The sequence below is a fragment of the Aeromicrobium ginsengisoli genome (genome assembly GCF_004134905.2).
GTDB lineage: Bacteria > Actinomycetota > Actinomycetes > Propionibacteriales > Nocardioidaceae > Aeromicrobium > Aeromicrobium ginsengisoli.
Genome location: NZ_SDPQ02000002.1, coordinates 405,258 through 428,402 on the forward strand (window position 1 = coordinate 405,258; position 23,145 = coordinate 428,402).

23 protein-coding genes are annotated in these 23,145 nt (G+C 68.9%); 13 read left to right on the forward strand and 10 right to left on the reverse strand.

Annotated elements, in window-relative coordinates; genetic code table 11:
- Nucleotides 1–22: 22 nt before the first annotated feature.
- Genes ESP70_RS08815 through galK form a run of 3 tightly spaced genes read right to left on the reverse strand, consistent with a single transcriptional unit; the run spans nucleotide 23 to nucleotide 3,096 of the window.
- On the reverse strand, nucleotides 23–1,117 hold the full coding sequence (locus ESP70_RS08815; protein WP_149688918.1) for a GNAT family N-acetyltransferase: 1,095 nt from the start codon (nucleotides 1,115–1,117) through the stop codon (nucleotides 23–25).
- Nucleotides 1,118–1,127: 10 nt separating this feature from the next.
- Nucleotides 1,128–1,976, reverse strand: coding sequence for a prephenate dehydratase (locus ESP70_RS08820; protein WP_149688919.1), 849 nt, complete (start codon nucleotides 1,974–1,976; stop codon nucleotides 1,128–1,130).
- 22 nt (nucleotides 1,977–1,998) lie between these two features.
- Entirely contained in the window at nucleotides 1,999–3,096 is a 1,098-nt protein-coding gene (gene galK / locus ESP70_RS08825; protein ID WP_149688920.1) for a galactokinase, read from the reverse strand.
- Nucleotides 3,097–3,140: 44 nt separating this feature from the next.
- On the opposite strand from galK, the gene trpS reads away from it, so the two are divergent.
- Both trpS and ESP70_RS08835 read left to right on the forward strand, forming a co-directional pair.
- Nucleotides 3,141–4,154 carry a tryptophan--tRNA ligase gene (gene trpS, locus ESP70_RS08830; protein ID WP_342780172.1) on the forward strand — a complete coding sequence of 338 codons (1,014 nt, stop codon included), beginning with the start codon at nucleotides 3,141–3,143 and terminating at the stop codon, nucleotides 4,152–4,154.
- Nucleotides 4,151–4,675: a 2'-5' RNA ligase family protein gene (locus tag ESP70_RS08835; RefSeq protein WP_149688922.1), complete on the forward strand. Its 525-nt coding sequence runs from the start codon at nucleotides 4,151–4,153 to the stop codon at nucleotides 4,673–4,675. Before trpS ends, ESP70_RS08835 begins: the two co-directional genes overlap by 4 nt.
- A gap of 6 nt (nucleotides 4,676–4,681) precedes the next feature.
- On the opposite strand, the gene ESP70_RS08840 is transcribed toward ESP70_RS08835, so the two are convergent.
- Nucleotides 4,682–5,347, reverse strand: a complete 666-nt coding sequence (locus tag ESP70_RS08840) for a hypothetical protein (protein ID WP_149688923.1) — start codon at nucleotides 5,345–5,347, stop codon at nucleotides 4,682–4,684.
- Nucleotides 5,348–5,379: 32 nt separating this feature from the next.
- Nucleotides 5,380–6,285 (reverse strand): LysR family transcriptional regulator, encoded by a 906-nt coding sequence (locus tag ESP70_RS08845; RefSeq protein ID WP_149688924.1) that lies wholly within the window; start codon nucleotides 6,283–6,285, stop codon nucleotides 5,380–5,382.
- An 81-nt stretch (nucleotides 6,286–6,366) separates the two neighbouring features.
- Here ESP70_RS08845 and ESP70_RS08850 point away from each other — a divergent pair, with 81 nt between their 5' ends.
- The 6 genes from ESP70_RS08850 to ESP70_RS08875 all read left to right on the forward strand — a co-directional run bounded on the left by ESP70_RS08850 (nucleotide 6,367) and on the right by ESP70_RS08875 (nucleotide 13,365).
- Nucleotides 6,367–7,179: a hypothetical protein gene (locus ESP70_RS08850; protein WP_246161980.1), complete on the forward strand. Its 813-nt coding sequence runs from the start codon at nucleotides 6,367–6,369 to the stop codon at nucleotides 7,177–7,179.
- A 12-nt stretch (nucleotides 7,180–7,191) separates the two neighbouring features.
- A complete protein-coding gene (locus tag ESP70_RS08855) occupies nucleotides 7,192–9,084 on the forward strand; it encodes a fumarate reductase/succinate dehydrogenase flavoprotein subunit (RefSeq protein ID WP_149688925.1) in 1,893 nt (630 codons plus the stop codon).
- Nucleotides 9,085–9,846 (forward strand): succinate dehydrogenase/fumarate reductase iron-sulfur subunit, encoded by a 762-nt coding sequence (locus ESP70_RS08860; RefSeq protein ID WP_149688926.1) that lies wholly within the window; start codon nucleotides 9,085–9,087, stop codon nucleotides 9,844–9,846.
- Nucleotides 9,847–9,948: 102 nt separating this feature from the next.
- Entirely contained in the window at nucleotides 9,949–10,671 is a 723-nt protein-coding gene (locus tag ESP70_RS08865) for a succinate dehydrogenase cytochrome b subunit (RefSeq protein ID WP_149688927.1), read from the forward strand.
- 1 nt (nucleotide 10,672) lies between these two features.
- Nucleotides 10,673–12,622: a fumarate reductase/succinate dehydrogenase flavoprotein subunit gene (locus ESP70_RS08870; RefSeq protein WP_149688928.1), complete on the forward strand. Its 1,950-nt coding sequence runs from the start codon at nucleotides 10,673–10,675 to the stop codon at nucleotides 12,620–12,622.
- Nucleotides 12,619–13,365 carry a succinate dehydrogenase/fumarate reductase iron-sulfur subunit gene (locus tag ESP70_RS08875; RefSeq protein WP_149688929.1) on the forward strand — a complete coding sequence of 249 codons (747 nt, stop codon included), beginning with the start codon at nucleotides 12,619–12,621 and terminating at the stop codon, nucleotides 13,363–13,365. Before ESP70_RS08870 ends, ESP70_RS08875 begins: the two co-directional genes overlap by 4 nt.
- Nucleotides 13,366–13,425: 60 nt before the next feature.
- Here ESP70_RS08875 and ESP70_RS08880 read toward each other — a convergent pair whose 3' ends face one another.
- The 4 genes from ESP70_RS08880 to ESP70_RS08895 form a co-directional block, all read right to left on the reverse strand.
- Nucleotides 13,426–13,920 (reverse strand): hypothetical protein, encoded by a 495-nt coding sequence (locus ESP70_RS08880; RefSeq protein ID WP_149688930.1) that lies wholly within the window; start codon nucleotides 13,918–13,920, stop codon nucleotides 13,426–13,428.
- On the reverse strand, nucleotides 13,917–14,915 hold the full coding sequence (locus ESP70_RS08885; RefSeq protein ID WP_149688931.1) for a hypothetical protein: 999 nt from the start codon (nucleotides 14,913–14,915) through the stop codon (nucleotides 13,917–13,919). The genes ESP70_RS08880 and ESP70_RS08885 overlap by 4 nt, the downstream gene beginning before the upstream one ends.
- Before the next feature lie 75 nt (nucleotides 14,916–14,990).
- Nucleotides 14,991–15,629, reverse strand: a complete 639-nt coding sequence (locus tag ESP70_RS08890; RefSeq protein ID WP_149688932.1) for a response regulator — start codon at nucleotides 15,627–15,629, stop codon at nucleotides 14,991–14,993.
- Complete coding sequence (locus ESP70_RS08895) at nucleotides 15,626–16,849, reverse strand: sensor histidine kinase (RefSeq protein ID WP_149688933.1); 1,224 nt, start codon at nucleotides 16,847–16,849, stop codon at nucleotides 15,626–15,628. Before ESP70_RS08895 ends, ESP70_RS08890 begins: the two co-directional genes overlap by 4 nt.
- Before the next feature lie 93 nt (nucleotides 16,850–16,942).
- Here ESP70_RS08895 and ESP70_RS08900 point away from each other — a divergent pair, with 93 nt between their 5' ends.
- Together ESP70_RS08900 and ESP70_RS08905 are read left to right on the forward strand one after the other, a co-directional pair.
- The gene (locus ESP70_RS08900; RefSeq protein ID WP_149688934.1) at nucleotides 16,943–17,353 is read left to right on the forward strand and encodes a MarR family winged helix-turn-helix transcriptional regulator; all 411 of its coding nucleotides are present in this window, start codon (nucleotides 16,943–16,945) and stop codon (nucleotides 17,351–17,353) included.
- Nucleotides 17,350–18,666, forward strand: a complete 1,317-nt coding sequence (locus ESP70_RS08905; RefSeq protein WP_149688935.1) for an MFS transporter — start codon at nucleotides 17,350–17,352, stop codon at nucleotides 18,664–18,666. The genes ESP70_RS08900 and ESP70_RS08905 overlap by 4 nt, the downstream gene beginning before the upstream one ends.
- Here the strand turns inward: ESP70_RS08905 and ESP70_RS08910 are convergent.
- Nucleotides 18,651–19,022, reverse strand: a complete 372-nt coding sequence (locus ESP70_RS08910; protein WP_149688936.1) for a hypothetical protein — start codon at nucleotides 19,020–19,022, stop codon at nucleotides 18,651–18,653. The genes ESP70_RS08905 and ESP70_RS08910 overlap by 16 nt on opposite strands.
- A gap of 50 nt (nucleotides 19,023–19,072) precedes the next feature.
- Between ESP70_RS08910 and ESP70_RS08915 the strand changes: the two genes are divergently transcribed.
- The 3 genes from ESP70_RS08915 (at nucleotide 19,073) to ESP70_RS08925 (ending at nucleotide 23,109) form a co-directional block, all read left to right on the forward strand.
- Nucleotides 19,073–20,239, forward strand: coding sequence for an amidohydrolase (locus ESP70_RS08915; protein WP_149688937.1), 1,167 nt, complete (start codon nucleotides 19,073–19,075; stop codon nucleotides 20,237–20,239).
- Between the two features lie 173 nt (nucleotides 20,240–20,412).
- The gene (locus ESP70_RS08920; RefSeq protein WP_246161981.1) at nucleotides 20,413–21,486 is read left to right on the forward strand and encodes a BMP family lipoprotein; all 1,074 of its coding nucleotides are present in this window, start codon (nucleotides 20,413–20,415) and stop codon (nucleotides 21,484–21,486) included.
- A gap of 111 nt (nucleotides 21,487–21,597) precedes the next feature.
- Nucleotides 21,598–23,109, forward strand: coding sequence for an ABC transporter ATP-binding protein (locus tag ESP70_RS08925; RefSeq protein WP_149688939.1), 1,512 nt, complete (start codon nucleotides 21,598–21,600; stop codon nucleotides 23,107–23,109).
- The last annotated feature ends 36 nt before the right edge of the window (nucleotides 23,110–23,145 follow it).

Consider the following 23,145-nt stretch of genomic DNA (forward strand, 5'->3'; position numbering starts at 1 on the left):
GACCGGGTGCGACAGAACCGCGTCAGCGGAGCAGCTCGTAGCCGTTCAGGTCGTCGAACGACCCGTCGCCGAGGCGCTCGGCCGCGCGCTGCGTGCCGTAGTGCCGATAGCCGGCAGCGATCGCGACCGCATTGCTGGCCGGGTTGTCGGCGGCGGCGTACAGCACGAGGCGGCGGCGGTCGAGGCCCTCGGGATCGAGCGCGTGGCGTACGACCATCTGTACGGCCTCGGTCAGGAGGCCCCGCCCCCTCGCCGCCGGATGCATCCAGTAGCCGATCTCGCCGGACGTCGGGTTGATGCCGAGCATGTCCATGACCGCGATGTTGCCCAGCAGCTCGTCGGTCTCGAGGTCGGCGATCGCCCAGGTCGCCTTGGCCCCGGTCGCCGCCTGCCACACGCAGTCGGCGAGATAGCTGCGCGCGATCGCCGGCGTGTAGGGGTGGGGGAGTCCGGCCAGGAAGTGCCGTGACACCGGATCGCTGCACGCCTCGACGACGCGCGGCACGTCGGCCTGGGTGAAGGGCCGCAGGCGTACGCGTTGGGACTCCAGCACCACCGACTCGGCCCACGGCGTGCCAGGCACGGGGCTGTCACCGAACCGGAACGAGCCGGTCCACGCATCGAGGACCTGGCCACGCTCATGGAGCATGCCCGGCACGAGCCCGTGCAGGCTGAACCCGGTCTGCTGGGCCACGCGGAGCGACGCTTCGTTGCCGACGTGCGACCGCCAGTGCACGATCTCGACGCCGCCCTCGCTCAGGGCCCAGTCGACCGCGAGGCGTACGGCCCGGGTCATGACACCGCGGCCGCGGGCCCAGGGATGCAGCGCGAACCCGATGTCGGCGATCGGCGCCTGGCGGATGTCGACGTTGCCCGCGAACCGCCCGTCGACCTCGATCGCCCAGCCTCGGTGCGTGCCGTCGTTCCAGCCGCGCGGGAGCACCGTGAACGCGTACTGCTCGCTCATGTCCCGCGTGTTGGGGATGGGGATCGCCGTCCACCGCTGCATCTCGGGGTCGCCGGCCATCTCGACCAGCGCGTCGGTGTCAGCCGGTACGTGCGCCCGAAGCGTCACGATCCCGTCGCTGAGGACCGGGACGTTGAGTGGCCACTTCATTGGGCGCGGGTCATGGATTGAGCGAGCGGAACGGGTCGGCCGGGTAGACCCCGAGGATCTTGACGTCGGTCGTGAAGAACTCGAGCTCCTCGAGCGCCCGCCGCAGGTGGGTGTCCTCGGGATGCCCGTCGACCTCGGCGAGGAACTGCGTCGCGGTGAACTCGCCACCGACCATGTAGCTCTCGAGCTTGGTCATGTTGACGCCGTTGGTCGCGAACCCGCCGAGCGCCTTGTAGAGCGCGGCTGGCAGGTTGCGGACGTTGAAGATGAAGCTCGTGACGGTCGGCCCGTTGCCGGCCGGCGCCTGCTTGGCCTCGCGCGAGAGCACGACGAACCGGGTCGTGTTGTGGTCCTCGTCCTCGACGTCGGAGGCCAGCACGTCGAGGCCGTAGATCTCGGCGGCCAGGGGTGGCGAGATGGCGGCCTGGCTGGGGTCGGCGGCGTCTGCGACCTCCCGTGCCGCACCCGCGGTGTCGCCAGAGATGATCGGCGTGAGGCCGTACTGCTTGATGATCTTGCGGCACTGACCGAGGGCGTGGACGTGGCTGTGCACGGTCTTGATCGTGTCGAGGCTGGAGCCGGGGACCCCGAGCAGGCTGAACTGGATGCGCAGGAAGTGCTCTGCGACGATGTGCAGCCCCGACGTCGGCAGGAAGTGGTGGATGTCGGACACGCGGCCCGCGATCGAGTTGTCGATCGGGATCATCGCGAGATCGGCGTCGCCGTTGGTCACCGCCGCGAACGCGTCCTCGAACGACGCGCACGCCACGGCCTCCCACTCGGGGTAGTGCTCCCGGGCGACGATGTGGGAGTTCGCGCCGGGTTCTCCCTGGTACGCGATCCGCTGCTTGGTGCTCACGTCCCCAGTCTCCCAGACCCGCTCACTCGACGAGGTGAGCGCCGTCTGCAGGTCGTACGACGAAGACTTCCGGCTCACGCCACTGGTGCGCCGCGAAGCGAGCCTCGACCCGTTCGCGTACGGCCGCCACGCGGTCGACCGGGACGAGGGCGATCGCGCTGCCGCCGAAGCCGCCACCGGTCATGCGCGCGCCGAGCGCGTTGGCCTCGAGCGCCGCCTCGACGGCGACGTCGAGCTCGGGGCAGCTGACCTGGAAGTCGTCACGCAGCGACGCGTGCGAGGCGGTGAAGATCGTGCCGAGCTGCGTCCAGGCGCGCCGGCTGATGGCGTTGACGGCGCCGCGTACGCGCGCGGTCTCGGTCAGCACGTGCCGGGTCCGTGCCTTGAGCGTCTCGTCGGTCAGCGCGATCGTGGCGTCGAGGGTGGCCTCGGCCAGCCACGTGACGCCGAGCTCGGCGGCGGCCTGCTCGCACTCGGTGCGGCGGGCGGCGTACTCGCCGTCGGCCAGCGAGTGGTGCGCGCGGGTGTTGATCGCGAGGAGCGTCAGCCCGTCGTCCTCCCAGGTGACCGGGACGATCTCGGTGGTCGGCGGTGACTGGGCGGTGTCCATCAGCACGGCGTGGCCGGCCTCGCCGTAGAGCACCGCGAGCTGGTCCATCAGGCCGACCGGCGCGCCGACGAAGTCGTGCTCGGCCCGCTGTGCCAGGAGCGCCAGATCGGTGCGGTCGAGCCCGTAGCCATGCAGCTCGTTGAGCGCCGAGGCGATCCCGCAGGTCAGGGCGGCCGACGACGACATGCCGGCGCCCGACGGGATCCGCGACTCGACGACGATGTCGGCGCCGTCGAACCGATGGCCGAATGACACGAGGCTCCACACGATGCCGGCGGCGTACACGGCCCAACCGTCGAGGTCGCCGGGCTGCACGCCGGTGCCGAACGTGACCTTGGCCGAGCCCGGGAGGTCGGACCACAGGTTGACCGTCTCGTCGTCGCGAGGCCGCACCTTGATCGTCAAGGAGCGGTCGATCGCCATCGGCAGGACCGGACCACCGTTGTAGTCGAGGTGTTCGCCGATCAGGTTCACTCGTCCGGGCACATCCCACCGGCGCACGTCTGTCACGCCCCGACCCTACGACCTACGTGGTGGCTGGCAGAATGCCGTCCATGTCCGCTGACCGTCGCCCCCGAGTCCTGTCCGGCGCCCAGCCGACCGCCGACTCGTACCATCTCGGCAACTATTTCGGCGCGTTCAAGCAGTGGGTCGCCCTCCAGGACGACTTCGAGGCGTTCTACTTCATCCCCGACCTGCACGCGATCACGATCGAGTACGACCCGGCCGCACTGCGCGAGCGCACCTACATCGCCGCCGCGCAGCTACTCGCCGCCGGCGTCGATCCGCAGCGCAGCGCGCTGTTCGCGCAGAGCCACGTACCCGAGCACGCGCAGCTCGCCTGGGTGCTCAGCGGCATCACGGGGTTCGGCGAGGCGAGCCGGATGACGCAGTTCAAGGACAAGACCGTCAAGGGCGGATCCGAGTCCGCGAGCGTCGGCCTGTTCACCTATCCGATCCTCATGGCCGCCGACATCCTCATCTACCAGGCCGACAGCGTTCCCGTCGGTGAGGACCAGCGCCAGCACGTCGAGCTGACCCGTGACCTCGCGCAGCGGTTCAACCACCGCTTCGGCGAGACGTTCACGGTGCCCAAGCCGCACATCGTCAAGGGCGTCTCCAAGATCTACGACTTGCAGGAGCCGACCAACAAGATGAGCAAGTCGCAGTCGTCGCCCAACGGCGTGATCGACCTGCTCGACGATCCCAAGAAGGCCGCCAAGAAGATCCGCTCGGCGATGACCGACTCGGGCAGCGACATCCGTTACGACGTCGCCGAGAAGCCCGGCATCTCCAACCTCCTGACGATCTACTCGGCGCTGACGGGTCAGTCGATCGACGAGATCGTCACGCAGTACGAGGGCCAGCAGTACGGCGCGTTCAAGGTCGCGCTGTCCCAGATCGTCGCCGACTTCGTGGAGCCGTTCGGCGCTCGGACCCGTGAGCTCCTGAGTGACCGCGGCGAGCTGGATCGCATCCTCGCCAAGGGGGCCGAGCGCGCTCGCGAGGTCGCTTCGGTGACCCTCGACCTCGTCTACGACCGCTCCGGCTTCGTGCGTCCCGTATGAGCGAGCGTCTCACCGTCGGGATCGCGATCCCGGTGCCGGAGCCGTACGGGAGCCAGCTGCGCGAGATGCGGGCTGCGTTCGGCGACCCGATGGCAGAGACGGTGCCCAGCCACGTGACGCTGATCCCGCCGGTCGAGTACGCACCCGACGAGCTCGACGGCGTCTACGCGGCGCTTGAGCGCGCGTCCGCCACGATGCCGCCCTTCCCCATGCGCCTGCGGGGCACCGGCACGTTCAGGCCCGTGTCGCCCGTCGTCTTCATCGCCGTGAGCCAGGGCATCTCCTACACCGAGATGCTGGCCAAGTGCGTCCGCCGGGCGCTCGACGCACCGGAGCCGGAGTTCCCGTTCCACCCGCACGTCACGGTTGCGCACAACCTCGACGACGCGAGCCTCGACCGGGCGTACGACGAGCTCAGCTCGTTCGAGTGCCAGTTCTCGGTCAACGAGTTCGCGCTCTATCACCACGACGACGTCGCGGGCTGGGTCCCGCAGCACACGTTCGCACTCGGCTCGTCCTAGCCTCCGTCAGCTCGCGTCGTCCACCGCGTCGAGCCGGTCGAGCATCGTCGTGACCTTCTCCTCGAGCGTGTCCCGCGGCGGCTGGTCGTTGAACGCCAAGGTCGTGATCGCCACGACGTTCCGGCCCGCTCTGACGGTCACCAGGTCGAGGTTCATCGTGACGCCCTGGACCGTCCCGGTCGCGTGGAACGCCGCGGCCTCGTCGCCGAGATCGCTGACCTCGGTCGGGGTGACCTCGACATCGACGCTCGGGGTGCCGGAGCCTCCGATGGTGAACGTGCGGCAGGCGGAGATGGCCTTGAGGTGGGCGCGCCACTGCGTCGTCGCCTTGGAGCTGTCGCCGTACGACTCGACGGTGTCGTTCATCGACGCCTCGTCGGCCCGGCTGAACGACGACTCGACCTTGGTCGGCGCCTTGTCGTCGGGACCGTTCGCCAGTGTCGAGCACGATGTGTCGCCCTTGGTGATCGTGATGGCGGCGTCCGTGTCGTCGACGGGCGCTGCCTTCCAGTCCGACTCGAAGTCGGCGATCGTGAGCAGCGCCTTCTGCGCCTTGGCCTTGGACAGCGGCGCCGATGCGGCGGGCTTGTCCGACCCACTGTCGCTGCCGCCACCGCCGCACGCGGACACGACGACCAGGGCGGCGATGCAGACGAGCTGGCGGGTGCGCATCCCGGGAGCGTAGACCCGCGAGGCGGTGCGCGTCAGACGATTCCCAAGTCCTCCGAGACGACCGTCTTGAGGTGCTTGAGCAGCTCGGACTTGAAGGCACGGGCGGCGAGCGGCAGCGCCTCGGTGCTGCGGTGCGCCAGCGCGATGACCCGTTCGAGCGAGGGGGTGTCGAGCTGCGTGGCCTTGAGGTGTGGACGGGTCGTCAGCACCATGCTCGGCACCACGGCGTGGCCGAGACCGGCCTGCACGAATCTCAGCACGGCACTCATCTCCCCGCCCTCGACCGAGAGCTTCGGCTCGAACCCGGCATCGGCGCAGGCGCCGAGCGTGACCTCGCGCAGGTCGTAGCCCTCACGGAACATCACGAGCGGCAGGTCCTCGAGATCGCGGATCTCCAGGCGATCGGGCAGGTCGGCGTCGGCCGGGCTGGCCAGCACCAGGCGCTCGCGGAGGATCGGCGTCGTCTGGATGTCGGGGTCGGCGTTGTGCAGCGGGACGATCAGCAGCGCGACGTCGAGTCGGCCGTCGGCGAGCTCGCGGGTCAGCACGCGCGACCCAGCCTCCTGAACCTCGAGCTCGATGTCCGGGTACGACGCGTGGAACTCCTTGAGCGCCTCCGGCAGCAGGCCCTCGCACAGCGACGGCGTCGCCCCCATGCGTACGCGCCCTCGGCGCAGCGTCGCGACCTCGCGAACCGTGCGCTCGGCGCTCTCGCTGTCGATCAGGATGCGTTGCGCATGGGGCAGCAGGGCCTCACCGGCGCTGGTGAGCTCGATCGCGCCACGGTTGCGGACGAACAGCGGTGTCCCGAGCGAGTTCTCCAGCACGCGGATCTGCTTGGACAGGCTGGGCTGGGAGACCCCGGTCAGCTCGGCGGCGCGGGTGAAGTGGCGGGTCCGGGCGACGGCGACGAAGTAGGCGAGCTGCTGGATCTGCACGCCAGTCATGATAGTCGACGGCTATGAAAGGCGACCTCACAATGACTTGGCGGATGGGTACGCCGCCCTTACTGTGTGACGGTGGCCACACTGCGAACCACCTCCCCGGAAGCCGGCGCCGGCCGGGCTGCGATCGCCGCCCGCACCCTGCGCACCGATCGCTGGTGGATCCCGCCGCTGACGACCGCGGTCGGTCTGATCGCCTGGATCACGTACGCCACGGTGCGCGTGTTCATGCAGAAGGACTACTTCGTCGCCGACTACCACTACCTGACGCCGTTCTACTCGCCGTGCATCTCCAACGGCTGCGTCCCCGAGTCCGCGCACTTCGGCACGTTCCTGCCCGACGTCTGGTGGTTGCCCTACGCCGCGCTGACCCTGCCGTTCCTGCTGCTGTTCCGGATGACCTGCTACTACTACCGCAAGGCCTACTACCGGGCGTTCTGGTTCTCGCCGCCGGCCTGCGCCGTCGCCGAACCCCACGCGAAGTACACCGGCGAAACCCGCTTCCCGCTGATCGGCCAGAACCTGCACCGCTACTTCTTCTACGCCGCGGTCCTGATCTCGTTGATCAACACGTACGACGCGATCAAGGCGTTCGAGACCGGCGACGGCGAGTTCGGCATCGGGCTGGGCAACCTCGTGCTGCTCGTCAACGTCGTCGCCCTGTGGGCCTACACCGCGTCCTGTCACTCGTGCCGCAGCATCATCGGCGGCCGGCTCAACCACTTCTCCCAGCACCCGGTGCGCTACAAGCTCTGGGGCTGGGTCACCCGGCTCAACGGCAAGCACATGCAGCTCGCGTGGCTGACGCTCGGCACGTTGGCGCTGACCGACTTCTACATCATGGCCGTCTCGGCCGGTTGGTTCTCCGACCCCCGCATCATCAACTGACAAGGATCGTGAATGACGGAGATCGAGCAACTGTCGTATGACGTCATCGTCATCGGAGCCGGCGGTGCCGGCCTGAGGGCGGCGATCGAGGCGCGCGAGCAGGGCAAGAAGACCGCGATCATCAGCAAGTCGCTGTTCGGCAAGGCTCACACCGTGATGGCCGAGGGCGGCTGCGCGGCATCGATGGGCAACGTCAACGACAAGGACAACTGGATGGTGCACTTCGGTGACACCATGCGGGGCGGCAAGTTCCTCAACAACTGGCGCATGGCCGAGCTGCACGCCAAGGAGGCGCCCGACCGGGTCTGGGAGCTCGAGACCTATGGCGCGGTGTTCGACCGTACGCCCGACGGCAAGATCAGCCAGCGCAACTTCGGCGGCCACACCTATCCGCGGCTCGCGCACGTCGGCGACCGCACGGGCCTCGAGCTGATCCGCACGCTCCAGCAGAAGATCGTGTCGCTGCAGCAGGAGGACTTCGCCGCGACGGGCGACTACGAAGCCCGGATCAAGGTCTTCGCCGAGTGCACCGTCACCGACCTGACCAAGGACGGCGACCGCATCTCCGGCGCCCTGGCCTATTGGCGTGAGTCCGGGCGCCACCTCGTGTTCGAGGCTCCGGCGATCATCCTTGCGACCGGTGGCATCGGCAAGTCGTTCAAGGTGACCAGCAACTCCTGGGAGTACACCGGCGACGGACACGCGCTGGCGCTGCGGGCCGGCGCGTCACTGATCAACATGGAGTTCATCCAGTTCCACCCCACGGGCATGGTCTGGCCGCCGTCGGTCAAGGGCATCCTCGTCACCGAGTCCGTACGCGGTGACGGCGGCGTGCTGACCAACTCCGAGGGCAAGCGCTTCATGTTCGACTACATCCCGGACGTGTTCAAGGCGCAGTACGCGACGACCGAGGAGGAAGCCGACCGGTGGTACACCGACGCAGACAACAACCGCCGTCCTCCTGAGCTGCTGCCCCGCGACGAGGTCGCCCGGGCGATCAACTCCGAGGTCAAGGCCGGCCGCGGCACCCCGCACGGCGGCGTCTACCTCGACGTGTCGAGCCGGCTCAAGGCCGAGGTCATCATCAAGAAGCTGCCGTCGATGCATCACCAGTTCAAGGAGCTGGCCGACGTCGACATCACCAAGGAGCCGATGGAGGTCGGCCCGACGTGCCACTACGTCATGGGCGGCGTCGAGGTCGATCCGGACACCGGTGCCGCTTCCGTCGACGGGCTGTTCGCCGCAGGGGAGTGCTCCGGCGGCATGCACGGCTCCAACCGGCTCGGCGGCAACTCGCTGTCCGACCTGCTGGTGTTCGGCCGCAGGGCCGGCGCGGGCGCTGCGGCATACGTCGACTCGCTCGGGTCCCAGCGGCCGGCGATCAGCGACGACGACGTCCAGGTCGCGGCGCGGCGATCCGTAGCGGCGTTCGGTGACGGCGGCCAGGAGGGCTCGGAGAACCCCTACACGTTGCACCAGGAGCTCCAGCAGACCATGAACGACCTGGTCGGCATCATCCGCAAGGAGGAGGAGATCCAGGAGGCGCTCGACAAGCTCGAGGGCCTCAAGGCTCGCGGCGAGCAGGTCGTGGTCGAGGGTCACCGCCAGTTCAATCCCGGCTGGCACCTCGCACTCGACCTGCGCAACATGCTGCTGGTCAGCGAGTGCGTCGCCAAGGCGGCGATCCTGCGCACCGAGAGCCGCGGCGGTCACACCCGCGACGACTACCCGACGATGGACGCCGAGTGGCGCCACGTGTTGCTGGTCTGCACGCTCAACGCCGACGGCACGATCGACGTCGAGCGACAGGAGCAGATCCCGGTCAGGAACGACCTGCTCGACCTGTTCGAGAGTGACGAGCTCGGCAAGTACTTCACCACGGCAGAACTCGGCGGAAGGATCTAGATGGGCAACCAGGAGCACTTCCGCGTGTGGCGCGGCGACGACGAGACCGGAGACTTCGTCGACTACGACGTCGAGGTCAACGAGGGTGAGGTCGTCCTCGACATCATCCACCGCATCCAGGCGACGCAGGCCCCGGACCTCGCGGTCCGCTGGAACTGCAAGGCCGGCAAGTGCGGCTCCTGCAGCGCCGAGATCAACGGCCGGCCCCGGCTGCTCTGCATGACGCGCATGTCGACCCTGCCGCCGGGCGAGCCGATCGTCGTCACGCCGATGCGTACGTTCCCGGTGATCCGCGACCTCGTCACCGACGTGTCGTTCAACTACGAGAAGGCGCGCGAGGTGCGGGCGTTCGTACCGCCCGAAGGCGTCGCGCCGGGCGACTACCGCATGCAGCAGGTCGACGTCGAGCGGTCGCAGGAGTTCCGCAAGTGCATCGAGTGCTTCCTGTGCCAGGACACGTGCCACGTGCTCCGCGACCACGAGGAGAACAAGCCGGCGTTCGCCGGGCCGCGCTTCCTGATGCGCGTCGCCGAGCTCGACATGCACCCGCTCGACGCCGCCGCCGAGCAGGGCCTCAACCGCAAGGAGGCGGCGCAGGACGAGCACGGCCTGGGCTTCTGCAACATCACGAAGTGCTGCAGCGAGGTCTGCCCCGAGCACATCAAGATCACCGACAACGCGCTGATCCCGCTCAAGGAGCGTGTCGTCGACCTCAAGTTCGACCCGCTGATCCGGCGCAAGAAGCGCGCCAGACGCGCCTGACCTGCAGGGCATCGTGGATTGAGGGTTGATAGCCAAAGGCTATGAACCCTTACCTCACAATGCCTTTGCGGAAGTGCGCCACCGGTCCTAGGCTGGCGAGTTGTGGCGACTACCCAACTGAGCAAGCGACCGTCGGCGCGTACGTCGACCGTTGCGCTGAAATATGCGATGGCGGTGTCGGGGCTCATCATGGTGGGCTACCTGATCCTGCACATGTACGGCAACCTGCGGGCCTTCGAGGGCCCCGATGCCTTCGACGAGTACGCGCACCACCTGCGCACGTTCGGCGAGCCGATGCTGCCCCACGAGGGACTGCTGTGGTTCGTGCGCGTCGTGCTGCTGGCGGCGGTGCTCGTGCACGCCTACGCGGCGATCACGCTGTGGCGGCGCAACAAGAAGGCGGCCGGCTACGTCGGTGGCAAGCGCTACCAGACCAAGCAGAACCGCACGGGGATCCAGCGCAGCTACGCGTCGTTCACGATGCGCTGGGGCGGTGTGACGATCGCACTGTTCATCGTCTTCCACATCCTCAACCTGACGACCAACGACATCCATCCCGGTGGTGCGTCCGACTCGCCCTACCTCAAGCTGCACCACAGCTTCGAGCACTTCTGGGTCCTTGCGGCCTACACCGTCGCGATGCTGGCGGTCGGCTTCCACCTGTGGCACGGCTTCTGGAGCGCGTTCACGACGCTGGGCCAGAACTACAGCGCCAAGCGCCGGGACTCGTTCTGGAACTCCGCTGCGATCCTCGTCTCGGTGGTCATCACCGCGGGGTTCCTCGCGCCGCCGTTCGCCATCTACTTCTTCGGCTTGGGAGGCTGACATGACCACGAACGTCTCCGAACAGTTCCACGCCGTCGGCGAGGACATCCACGACACCAAGGCGCCTGCCGGCCCGATCGAGCGTCGTTGGGACGAGCGCAAGTTCAGCACCAACCTCGTCAACCCGGCCAACCGCCGCAAGCTCAGCGTCATCGTCGTCGGCACCGGCCTCGCAGGCGCCTCGGCCGCCGCGACACTCGGCGAGGCGGGCTATCACGTCAAGAGCTTCTGCTACCAGGACAGCCCCCGCCGGGCGCACTCGATCGCCGCGCAGGGCGGCATCAACGCGGCCAAGAACTACCGCAACGACGGCGACAGCATCTACCGGCTGTTCTACGACACGGTCAAGGGCGGCGACTTCCGCGCCCGCGAGTCCAACGTCTACCGCCTCGCGCAGGTGTCGGTGAACATCATCGACCAGTGCGTCGCGCAGGGCGTGCCGTTCGCCCGCGAGTACGGCGGACTGCTCGACAACCGTTCGTTCGGCGGCGTGCAGGTGTCCCGTACGTTCTACGCCCGCGGCCAGACCGGTCAGCAGCTCCTGATCGGCGCCTACCAGGCCCTGGAGCGCCAGATCGCCGCCGGCACCGTCGAGATGAACACGCGGCACGAGATGCTCGAGCTCATCATGATCGACGGCAAGGCCCGCGGCATCATCGTCCGCGACATGGTCTCCGGCGAGATCGAGACCCACACCGCTGACGCCGTGGTGCTGGCGACGGGTGGCTACGGCAACGTGTTCTTCCTGTCGACCAACGCGATGGGCTGCAACGTCACGGCGACCTGGCGTGCGCACCGCAAGGGCGCCTACTTCGCGAACCCTTGCTACACGCAGATCCACCCGACCTGCATCCCGGTCAGCGGCGACTACCAGTCCAAGCTGACGCTGATGTCGGAGTCGCTGCGCAACGACGGCCGCATCTGGGTGCCCAAGAAGGCCGGCGACGACCGCGCCCCGAGTGACATCCCCGAGGACGAGCGCGACTACTACCTCGAGCGCATCTATCCGGCGTTCGGCAACCTGGTGCCGCGTGACATCGCCTCGCGCGCCGCCAAGTACCAGTGCGACGCCGGCAAGGGCGTCGGTCCCGGCGGGCTCGGTGTCTACCTCGACTTCGCCGACGCGATCGCGCGGCTCGGCCGCCACGAGGTCGAGGCCAAGTACGGCAACCTCTTCGACATGTATGCGCAGATCACGGGCGAGAACCCGTACGAGCAGCCGATGCGCATCTACCCCGCGGTGCACTACACGATGGGCGGCCTGTGGGTCGACTACGACCTGCAGAGCAACCTCGAGGGGCTGTTCGTCGCCGGTGAGGCCAACTTCTCCGAGCACGGCGCCAACCGCCTCGGCGCCTCGGCGCTGATGCAGGGACTGGCCGACGGCTACTTCGTCCTGCCCTACACGATCGCCAACTACCTCGCCGACGGTCCGTACGAGAAGATCGACGACTCGCACCCCGAGGTCGTCGCTGCTCGCACGGCCGTCGAGGAGCGGATCGAGAAGTTCCTGTCGATCAACGGCACCCGCACGGTGGACTCGTTCCACAAGGAGCTGGGCCAGATCATGTGGGACTACTGCGGCATGGAGCGCACCGAGGAGGGCCTGATCAAGGCCATCAGCATGATCCGCGACCTCAAGGCCGACTTCTGGTCCAACGTCAAGGTCACCGGTGTCAACGAGGAGCTCAACCAGACCCTCGAGCGGGCCGGCCGCGTCGCCGACTTCTTCGAGCTCGGCGAGCTCATGTGCATCGACGCGCTCAACCGCCGCGAGTCGTGCGGAGGTCACTTCCGCGCCGAGAGTCAGACCGAGGACGGCGAGGCGCTGCGTCACGACGACGAGTTCGCGTACGTCTCGGCGTGGGAGTTCGGCGACGAGCAGCCCACGCTGCGCAAGGAACCGCTGGAGTACGAGTACGTCGAGATGAAGTCCAGGAGCTACAAGTGAACATCACCGTCAGGGTGTGGCGTCAGAAGAACGCCGACGACAAGGGCCGGATGGTCACCTACGGCGTCGAGAACGTCAGCGAGCACATGTCGTTCCTCGAGATGCTCGACGTCCTCAACGAGCAGCTCACGCTGTCCGGCGACGACCCGATCGCGTTCGACCACGACTGCCGCGAGGGCATCTGCGGCATGTGCGGTGTCGTGATCAACGGCATCGCGCACGGCCCCGAGGTCACCACGACGTGCCAGCTGCACATGCGCAGCTTCGAGGACGGCGCCGTCATCGACGTCGAGCCCTGGCGCGCGGGGGCGTTCCCGGTCGTCAAGGACCTCGTCGTCGACCGTTCGGCGTTCGACCGGATCATCCAGGCCGGCGGCTACATCAGTGCGCCGACCGGTTCGGCTCCCGACGCCCACGCGGTGCCGGTCCCCAAGGACGACGCGGACCACGCGTTCGACGCGGCGACCTGCATCGGTTGTGGCGCGTGCGTCGCGGCGTGCCCCAACGGCTCGGCGATGCTGTTCACGTCGGCCAAGATCACGCACCTCGGCCTGCTGCCCCAGGGCCAGCCCGAGCGTGAGTCGCGGGTCATCGGCATGGTCGAGCAGCACGATCACGAGGGCTTCGGCGGCTGCACCAACATCGGCGAGTGCACGTCGGCGTGCCCCAAGGGCATCCCGCTCGACACGATCGCGCAGCTCAACCGCGACCTGCTCGGCGCCCTGGCGCACGGCAAGGCCTGATCACCCCCTCCGGTCCTTGAGCCTGTCGACGCGATGTCGACAGGCTCAACCGGTGGGGCATCAGGTCCGCCGGCGGCGCAGGTAGGCGATCGCGACGACGGCCAGCAGGGGACCCCAGGCGAGCAGCGGCACGTACGCGAGCGTCACGATGACCGCTTGCGGGCCGTCGAAGTAGTCGTAGAACTCGCTGCCCGCCATGCCCCAGAACACCCAGGTCCAGAGCGCCGTGAGGAACGCAGCGCCGACGATGGCCGGGATGAACGCCGCCAGGGGTCGTACGCGTCGCCCGCCGATCAGCGGGATCCACCGCGGCGCGACCTCGCCCCACCGCTGCACGAGCCCGAGGGTCAGCAGCGCCGCGCCCTCCGTCACGAGGGACAGGGACACGATGTAGACCCGCATCCAGAAGCCGCCGACCTCGGCGTTGGTCAGCGGCAGCCCGGCCACGAGGGCGATGCGCCAGAGGCCGGACGGCAGGGTGAGGAGCGGGACGAGGTGGGCGACCCGCCGGATCTCCGGGGAGGCCTCGAGGGGCCGGGTGTCGAGAGCTGTCATGCTTCCAGCCTGCTCAGTCGCGCCGGGCCGCCCATCCCTCCATCGAGCGATTCCGCTCCCCCGTCTGAGCGGGTCCGCCGGTGGTACGAGAGCGTGGCCACGGCCAGCGCGGCACCCCACACGACGTACGCCGGGACGGCGACCCAGAAGAACGTCTCGGGCAGGTCCATCCGGGCATCCGGCGGGAACGGGTTGCGACCGTGGAGTCGCTCGACGACCATCTGGCCGAGCATGACTCCGAAGTAGCCGACGATCATGACGGAGACGCCCGCGCCTGGCCAGAGCACGAGTCGCCGCGGCACCCGCCGTCCGGCGAGCCCCAGGACCCAGCGTGGCCACACCATTCCCCAGGAGTGCACCAGCGCGAGCGGCAGCAGCGTGCCGGCCAGGACGAAGCAGCCTTCGAAGGCGATGCCCGACAGCGGCGACTCGTCGAACCCCACGACGGCCTGCGCGGCGACCCGGGTGAGGCAGCCGCCCATCGACACGTACGCCGCGACGTGTGCCCAGCGGGGCGTGTGGTCCAGCGGCGTCTGCAGCGCCTTCAGGCGGTCGACCACAGGGAGCGCGATGCCTGACTGTTGCCGGAACGAGCGAGCGGCGAGCACGAGCAGGACGCCGCCGGTCGCGCACGCGACGCGGCTGGCCGCGCCCAGCGGGTAGCGGCCGATTCCCAGGCCGGGGAACACGTTGCCGACCAGGTCGAGCACCAGCATGACGGCCGCGGCGGCGAGGGCGAGGGCGACCGCCGTCGCACCGGCCAGGACGGGTACGGCCGCCCGACGGCCCGGTCGCAGCATGGCCGCCGCCAGCAGCGCGGCGGCGGCACAGAGCGCGACGCCCCACCACCCGGTGAAGACGACCAGGTCGGTGCCGATCGCCGAGAGGTGCGAGGGCGTGCCGTCGAGCTGCCAGTACGTACGCACGGCGCCGTAGCTCAGCGTCCACACCAGTGCGGTGCGGGCCAGGACGTGGTGTTGTTCGATGGGTGACATGTCTCCACCGTCGTCGAGCGCGCGACGCCGGCCATCGCTCGTGCGGGGGAGCGTGCCGGCGCGTCCGGGGGAGACTCAGCGGGTCGCGATGAAGCCCGTCTCGTACGCCTCGATGACCGCCTGGAGCCGGTCGCGGACGCCGAGCTTGGCCAGCACGTTGCTGACGTGGGTCTTGACGGTCTCGACCGTGATGAACAGGGTCTCGGCGATCTCGAGGTTGCTCGCGCCCTGGGCGACGAGGCGCAGCACCTCCTCCTCGCGCTCGGTCAGCGACCAGCGCCGGACCCGCGGCGTGCCGATGTGGTTGCCGGCCATCGACCGGATCGCGGCGGGGAACAGCAGCGACTCACCCCGTGCGACGACGCGGATCGCCTCCACGACCTGCTCGGGCCCGGCGCGCTTGAGCAGGAAGCCGCTCGCGCCGGCGCGCAAGGCGTCGTAGACGTACTCGTCGTTCTCGAACGTCGTGACGACGAGGACGCGCGGCGGCTCGTCGAACGCCGCGAGCAGCAGCTCGGTGGCGCGGATGCCGTCGATGCGCGGCATCCGGACGTCCATCAGCACGACGTCGGGCCGGTGCCGGCGAGCGAACGGCACGACCTCGGTGCCGTCTGTGGCCTCGCCGATGACCTCGAGGTCGTCCTCGGCATCGACGACGGCCCGGAGGCCGCGCCGGATCAGCGGCTCGTCGTCGACGATCAGGACCGTCGTCATGCGTCGACCCGCATCGTCGCCTCGAGCGTCCACTGGCCATCGACAGCCTGGGCATCGATCGTGCCGCCGTGAGACCGGGCCCGCTCGGCCATCCAGCGCAGACCCCGACCACCGGACGGCCGAGGAGCGGCGGGCTCGGTGGGCAGCGGGTTCGAGACGCTCAGGCGTACGACATCGCCCTCGACCGCGATCCGCAACGTGACGGGGACCGGGCCGGCATGCCGCAGGGCGTTGCCGAGAGCCTCCTGCACGACCATGACCGCGTCGCTGGACAACGGTTCGGGCAAGGACGTGATCGGACCGGTCAGCTCGGTGTCGATCACCAGTCCGGCTGCGGCGCTCTGGCTGACCAGCGAGTCGATGTCGGTGAGCGTCCGGCGGCGACCGGGCGGCCCTTCGTCGCGCAGTGTGGCAAGGGCGCCGTCGAGGTCGGCCAACGCCTGGCTCGCCGCCGCCTCGACAGCTGCGAGCGACTCCCGGGCGAACTCCGGATCGGCGTCGATCAGCTTGCGCGCCGCTCCGGCCTGCACGGCGACGACGCTGAGGGCGTGGCCGACCGAGTCGTGCAGGTCGCGGGCGAGCCGGTTGCGCTCCGAGAGCTCGCCGGTGACCCGTTCCATCTCGGCCAGCCGCGCCGTCGAGGACCGGCCGAGTAGTCGCGGCGCCGCCCAGGACATCAGCGCACCCAGACCGGCGGTGCCGTACGCGAAGGTGACCAGGCAGCCGAGCCCGACGAGTGCCATGATCACTGGCGGCTGCCCCTGCCACGGGCTCTCACCGCTGAGGTCCGCGACCCCGATCGCCCCGAGCAGGAAGGTCACGCCGCTCGGCAGCACGACGATCGTCCCGGCACCCACCAGCCCGCCGCACACGAGGTGCAGTGCGAAGAACGTCCCCGCCCGCACGCGATCTGCGCCGCTCACGGACGACGGGATCAGCTCGGCGACCAACGGCCCGCGCAACAGCTGCTTCGCCGCCACCACCTCGAGCTGCCGCACCGCTTCGAGCGTCGCCGTCAACGCGATGGCGCCGGCCATCAGCGCCGTCCCACCCGCGATCGCGGCTGCGATGGCACCGGTGCCGCTGCCCCAGGCGAGCAGCGAGGGATAGGCGCCGACGCCGAGGAAGGGCGTGAAGACGGCCCCGCCGAGGACGAGGTAGACCCAGCGTCGCCACGTCGCGGAGCCCAGGGGCCGCAGGACGAGACGAGCCGGTTTCACCCTTCCGATGGTGCCACGGGGCGACGGCCGTGGGATCCCCTGAGCGAGGGATATCGAACTTGATTAGCATAGGTAATGAGGTATGCTAAGGATATGCCCACTGACTCTCACCAGCTCGCTCGGTCGGTGGCCCGCCTCAACCGTCGCCTCCGCCAGGAGCGCCAGACGGACCTGACGCCGACACAGCTCTCGGTGCTCGGCTCGATCGTCAAGCTCGGGCCCTCCACGCCGAGCGCGATCGCTGCCTACGAGAGGGTCCAGCCGCCCTCCATCACCCGCACCCTCACGTGCCTCGTCGACGAGGGCCTCGCGATCCGCGAGCCGCACCCCGACGACGGCCGGCAGGTGCTCATCTCGGTGTCCGACAAGGGCGACGCCGTGCTCGAGGAAGAGCGCGTACGCCGCGACGAGTGGCTCGCGCAGCGCCTCGCCGAGCTCACGACCGCCGAGCGCAAGACCTTGAGGGAGGCGACCGCACTGCTGGAACGGTTGGCCGCCTCTTGAGCCCCACGTTCCGGGCGCTGTCGATCCGCAACTACCGCATCTATGCGATGGGCGCCCTCGTCTCCAACATCGGCACCTGGATGCAGCGCGTCGCACAGGACTGGCTGATCCTGCAGCTGACCCACAGCGGCACCGCCCTCGGCATCACGACCGGCCTGCAGCTGCTGCCGGTGCTGCTCTTCTCGCCGATCGCCGGTGTCGTCGCCGACCGGATCCCCAAACGTACGGTTCTGCGGTTCACCCAGACCGCCATGGCCATCCCCGCAGCGATCCTGGGCGGTCTCGCGATCGCTGGCGTGGTCCAGGCCTGGCAGGTGTATGTCCTGGCGTTCGTGTTCGGCATCGGCACGGCGTTCGACGCCCCTGCGCGGCAGTCGTTCGTCGTCGAGATGGTCGGCAAGGAGGACCTCGCCAACGCCGTGGGCCTCAACTCCGCGTCGTTCAACTCCGCGCGCATGATCGGCCCAGCCGTCGCCGGCGTCCTGATCGCCGCGCTCGGCTCAGGGGTGCGCGCGACGGGCTGGGTCATCCTGGCCAACGCGATCAGCTATGTCGCCGTGTTCGTGTCGCTCCAGCTCCTCGACGGCAGCCGCCTGCGACCGTCACCGGTCACCGGCACGCGCAAGGGTGCCGTTCGCGACGGCGTGCGATACGTACGCTCACGCCCTGACCTCATCCTGATCCTGACCTGCGTGTTCTTCGTCGGCACGTTCGGCATGAACTTCCAGATGACGAGCGCCCTGATGGCGACCGAGGTCTTCCACAAGGGCGCGGGGGAGTACGGCATCCTCGCGTCGATCATGGCGGTGGGCTCTCTCGCGGGGTCGCTGCTCGCGGCTCGGCGGGCCCGTCCCCGTCTGGCGTTCGTGGTGCTGGCCGGCGCGGCATTCTCGGTCGTCGAGATCATCGCCGGCCTGATGCCCGGCTACGTCTCGTTCGCGGCGATCCTGCCCCTCCTGGGCCTCTGCGCTCTCACGATGGTCACCTCGGCCAACGCCATGATGCAGATGACGACGAGCGCCATGATGCGTGGCCGGGTCGCGGCCCTCTACCTGATGATCTTCATGGGTGGCACGCCGTTCGGGGCGCCGCTGATCGGCTGGGTCGGCGAGGAGTTCGGCGCCCGCTGGATGCTGATCGGCGGCGGTGCAGTCTCGCTGCTCGGCATCACGATCGGAACGCTGTGGTACCTGCACAAGCAGGACATCCACCGCCCGGAGCTCGAGACGTTCGCACGGGACATGCGCTGGACCGTGCGACGTCCCGTCCGGACGACGGCGCCCGGCGGACGTACGACTCAGCCCTCAGCCTGAATGGCGGCCTTCAGCTCGACGAGCTTCTCGGCCGTGATCCGGCCCTCGGCGTGCAGCGCCTCGAGGTTGGCGATGCGGGACTCCTTGGTCTCGCCGGCGACGTCGACACCGTGTCCAGCGACGAACGCCTCCTGGATCATCGCCTGCAGCTGGCCGACGTCGACGACGTCCGAGGTCTTCGGCCGTTGGCGCCACGCGGACACGATCGCCCCGATGTCGATGCCCGAGGCGGGGCCGCCCTTGGCGCGGGCGAGCGCGAGCCGCAGCGCCGCCCAGAGGAGCGAGCCGACGATCGCCAGCACGAACAACCCGACGCTGATCAGCACCGGGTGGTCGAGCACGTCCCAGACGTCCATCCCCAGACAGTAGTGCCGGGGTGCCGTCGAATCAGCGATATCCTGAGCAGATGTCCTTGTCCGACGCCCTCGCGCGCTCCGTCGACGTGGTCACGCCCGACCTCATCGAGGTGCGGCGTGAGCTGCACGCCTACCCCGAGCTCTCGTGGCACGAGGAGCGTACGACCGACGTCGTCGCGACATGGATGGACAAGAGCGGCATCACCTACGAGCGCTTCGAGGGCACGGGCCTGATGGCCGAGATCGGTCCCGATGGCGGACCGATCGTCGCACTGCGCGCCGACCTCGACGGCCTGCCCGTGGTCGACACCTCGCAGGACCCGTGGAAGTCGAGCGTCCCCGGTGTCTCGCACTCCTGCGGTCACGACGTCCACGTCGCCGCGCTCCTCGGCGCCGCAGTGGCGCTCGCCCAGGCCGACGCCGACGAGAAGCTCCCCGTGCGCGTACGCCTGATCTTCCAGCCCGCCGAGGAGGTCATGCCCGGTGGCGCGCTCAAGCTGCTGGCCGCCGGCGCTCTTCGCGGTGTCTCGCGGATCTTCGCGCTGCACTGCGATCCCTCGCTCGACGTCGGTCACGTCGGGCTGCGCGAAGGGCCGATCACCGGTGCTTCCGACCACATCCACGTGCAGCTCAGCGGCCGTGGCGGCCACACGTCGCGCCCGCACCTCACCGAGGATCTCACCTATGCCCTCGGCAGCCTGCTGACCCAGCTGCCCGCGGTGTTGTCCCGTCGTTTCGACCCGCGGGCCGGCGCCAGCATGGTGTGGGGCCAGATCCACTCCGGCAACGCCGCCAACGTCATCCCGTCGACCGGCGAGCTCAGCGGCACGCTCCGCATGCTCGACGCCGCGGCGTGGCACCAGGCCGAGCACCTCGTACGCGGCCTGATCAGCGACATCATCGAGCCGTTCGGGGTCAGCGCCGACGTGACCTACACGCGTGGCGTCCCGCCGGTCGTCAACGACTTCGGCGCCACCGAGATCATGCGCCGCGCCGTCACGCAGGCGATCGGCCCCAGCGGCGTCGCGTCGACCGCGCAGAGCCTCGGCGGCGAGGACTTCGCCTGGTACGTCGAGGCGGTGCCCGGCGCGATGGGCCGGCTCGGCACGCGGACGCCCGACGGTCCGACGTACGACCTGCACCAGGGCAACCTGCGGGTCGACGAGCGCGCGATCGCGATCGGCGCCAAGGTCCTCGCCTGCGCCGCTGTGTCCTGACCCGCCTGGCGCGGTGACGCGGCTCCCCGGGGCGGGAATCGCCTCGGCGTATGACAAATCGGTTACGACTGGGCTCAATGTCGGCCAGACGCTCCCGCGAGGACCGGACGGGAACTAGGGTCTGAGGACGTGCCGGGCTCCCGGCTCCGTATCGAGGAGGAATTTTGCGTCGATTGACCAAGCTTTCCGCCGTCGCTGCCGTTGCCGCGCTCGCTCTTGCGGGCTGTGGGAGCAGCGACAGTGGCGGTAGTGACGGCGGCAGCAAGCCCGCCGCCAGCAAGGATGTCTGCAAGACCGCGAAGGGCGATGGACCCAAGATCGGTCTCGCCTACGACGTCGGCGGACGTGGCGACCAGTCGTTCAACGACTCGGCATATGTCGGTCTCAAGAAGGCTGTGGAAGAGTTCAAGGGCTCGTGCGTCGAGGGCGAGGCCAGCGATGGCGAGCCTGAGTCGGCCCGTGAGGACCGCCTGCGCAACATGGCAGACAGCGGCGCCACGGCCATCATCGGCGTCGGCTTCGCCTACAGCGACTCCGTCAACGCGGTTGCCCCCGACTACCCGAAGGTCAACTTCGCGATCGTCGACGGCTTCGACCCCGACACCAAGCCCAACGCCAACGTCGCCTACCTGACGTTCGCGGCCAACGAGGGCTCCTACCTCGTCGGTGTCGCGGCTGCTGAGAAGACCAAGACTGGCCAGATCGGCTTCGTCGGCGGCGTGCACAACGACCTGATCAAGGGCTTCGAGGCCGGCTACGTTGCTGGTGCCAAGGCCGTCAAGCCTGACATCAAGGTCGACATCGCCTACATCCAGGAGTCGGACCTCAAGGGCTTCGGCGACCCGGCCGGTGGCAAGGCTGCTGCGACGGGTGAGTTCGACAAGGGTGCGGACATCGTCTACCACGCCTCGGGCGCCTCGGGCTCCGGTGTCTTCGACGCCGCTGTCGAGGCCGGTGACGGCAAGTGGGCCATCGGCGTCGACTCCGACCAGTACCTGACGGCGACGACCGCCCAGAAGGCGCACATCCTGACCTCGGCGCTCAAGCGCGTCGACGTTGCGACGTACGACTTCATCAAGACGGTCAACGACGGCAAGCCGGCGACGAGCTACACGACGTACGACCTGAAGAACGACGGCGTCGGCTACGCGACGTCCGGTGGTTTCATCGACGACATCAAGTCCGACATCGACGGCTACAAGGCCAAGATCGTCAGCGGCGAGATCAAGGTCCCGACGAAGCCGTAAGCAGCACCAGCACGACCCAGAACCTGGGCCGGACGCAAACCGCGTCTGGCCCAGGTTCGACCCTTTTGCGTGCCGTAGAGTCCTTCCGAGACGTGAGCAAGGAGCACCCCAGTGACCCAGGAGAGTGTGGCCGTAGAGCTGCGCGGGATCGGCAAGCGGTTTCCCGGCGTGATCGCCAACCATGACGTCGACCTGACGATCAGGGCCGGCACGGTTCACGCCCTGATCGGGGAGAACGGCGCCGGCAAGTCGACGCTCATGAAGATCCTCTACGGCGTCCAGAAGCCCGACGACGGCACGATCGCGATCAACGGCCGCGAGGTCGCCCTCCGCACCCCCACCGACGCGATCGCCAACGGCGTCGGCATGGTCTTCCAGCACTTCATGCTCGCCGACAACCTCACGGTGCTCGAGAACATGGTGCTCGGCGCCGAGAAGCTGCACGGCATCGGTGACCGCGCCCGGGCCGAGATCCGCCGCATCTCCGACGCGTTCGGCTTCGGTCTCCAGCCCGACGTCCTGGTCGAGAAGCTCGGCGTCGCCGACCGGCAGCGCCTCGAGATCGCCAAGGTCCTCTATCGCGGCGCCTGCATCATCATCCTCGACGAGCCGACTGCGGTCCTCGTGCCGCAGGAAGTCGACGCGTTGTTCGCCAACCTGCGCGAGCTGCGCAACGCCGGCAATGCGGTCCTGTTCATCTCGCACAAGCTCGACGAGGTGCTCGCCATCGCCGACGACATCACGGTCATGCGCCGCGGCACGACGGTCGGCACCGCCGACCCCCACACGACGACCAAGCGCGAGCTCGCCGAGCTGATGGTGGGCTCTGAGCTGCCGTCGCCCGAGACCGAGGAGTCGACCGTGACCGACACGGTGGAGCTCACGCTCGCCAACGTGACGCTGGCCGACGAGTTCGGCCGCAACCTGCTCACGGACGTCTCGTTGTCGATCCACCGCGGCGAGATCCTCGGGATCGCCGGGGTCGAGGGCAACGGACAGGCCGAGCTGGTCGAGACGATCATGGGCATGCGCATCCCCGGCGGCGGCACGATCCACCTCGGCACCGAGGACGTCACGCACTGGCACACCCGCAAGCTCCGCGAGGCCGGCATCGGCTACATCCCCGAGGACCGCCACCGCCACGGCCTTCTCCTCGACGCCCCGCTCTGGGAGAACCGCATCCTCGGCCACCAGACCCAGGCACCCAACGCCAAGGGGCCGTGGATCAACCGGTCGGGCGCTCGCAAGGACACCCAGCGCATCGTTGCCGAGTACGACGTACGAGCTCCCGGCATCGACACCCCCGCGCGGGCGTTGTCGGGCGGCAACCAGCAAAAGCTCATCGTCGGTCGCGAGATGAGCGGTGACCCGGTGCTGCTGATCGCCTCGCACCCGACGCGCGGCGTCGACGTCGGCGCCCAGGCCGCGATCTGGGACCACATCAAGCGGGCCCGCCGGGCCGGCCTGGCCGTGCTGCTGATCTCGGCTGACCTCGACGAGCTGATCGGCCTGTCCGACACGATCCAGGTGATCCTGCGTGGCCGGCTGGTCGGCACCTTCGATCCCGCGAGCGTCACGCCGCAGGACCTCGGTGCCGCAATGACGGGCGGTCAGGCAGCATGAACGAGCGCCAGCTGGGGGTCCCCCCACGAGCTCTGC

Bases quoted from the DNA above. Each gene is read 5' to 3' on its own strand.
- ESP70_RS08815 (WP_149688918.1), bottom strand. From the start codon at position 1,117: ATGAAGTGGCCACTCAACGTCCCGGTCCTCAGCGACGGGATCGTGACG.
- trpS (WP_342780172.1), top strand. From the start codon at position 3,141: ATGTCCGCTGACCGTCGCCCCCGAGTCCTGTCCGGCGCCCAGCCGACC.
- ESP70_RS08835 (WP_149688922.1), top strand. From the start codon at position 4,151: ATGAGCGAGCGTCTCACCGTCGGGATCGCGATCCCGGTGCCGGAGCCG.
- ESP70_RS08840 (WP_149688923.1), bottom strand. From the start codon at position 5,347: ATGCGCACCCGCCAGCTCGTCTGCATCGCCGCCCTGGTCGTCGTGTCC.
- ESP70_RS08855 (WP_149688925.1), top strand. From the start codon at position 7,192: ATGACGGAGATCGAGCAACTGTCGTATGACGTCATCGTCATCGGAGCC.
- ESP70_RS08860 (WP_149688926.1), top strand. From the start codon at position 9,085: ATGGGCAACCAGGAGCACTTCCGCGTGTGGCGCGGCGACGACGAGACC.
- ESP70_RS08870 (WP_149688928.1), top strand. From the start codon at position 10,673: ATGACCACGAACGTCTCCGAACAGTTCCACGCCGTCGGCGAGGACATC.
- ESP70_RS08880 (WP_149688930.1), bottom strand. From the start codon at position 13,920: ATGACAGCTCTCGACACCCGGCCCCTCGAGGCCTCCCCGGAGATCCGG.
- ESP70_RS08885 (WP_149688931.1), bottom strand. From the start codon at position 14,915: ATGTCACCCATCGAACAACACCACGTCCTGGCCCGCACCGCACTGGTG.
- ESP70_RS08890 (WP_149688932.1), bottom strand. From the start codon at position 15,629: ATGACGACGGTCCTGATCGTCGACGACGAGCCGCTGATCCGGCGCGGC.
- ESP70_RS08900 (WP_149688934.1), top strand. From the start codon at position 16,943: ATGCCCACTGACTCTCACCAGCTCGCTCGGTCGGTGGCCCGCCTCAAC.
- ESP70_RS08910 (WP_149688936.1), bottom strand. From the start codon at position 19,022: ATGGACGTCTGGGACGTGCTCGACCACCCGGTGCTGATCAGCGTCGGG.
- ESP70_RS08915 (WP_149688937.1), top strand. From the start codon at position 19,073: ATGTCCTTGTCCGACGCCCTCGCGCGCTCCGTCGACGTGGTCACGCCC.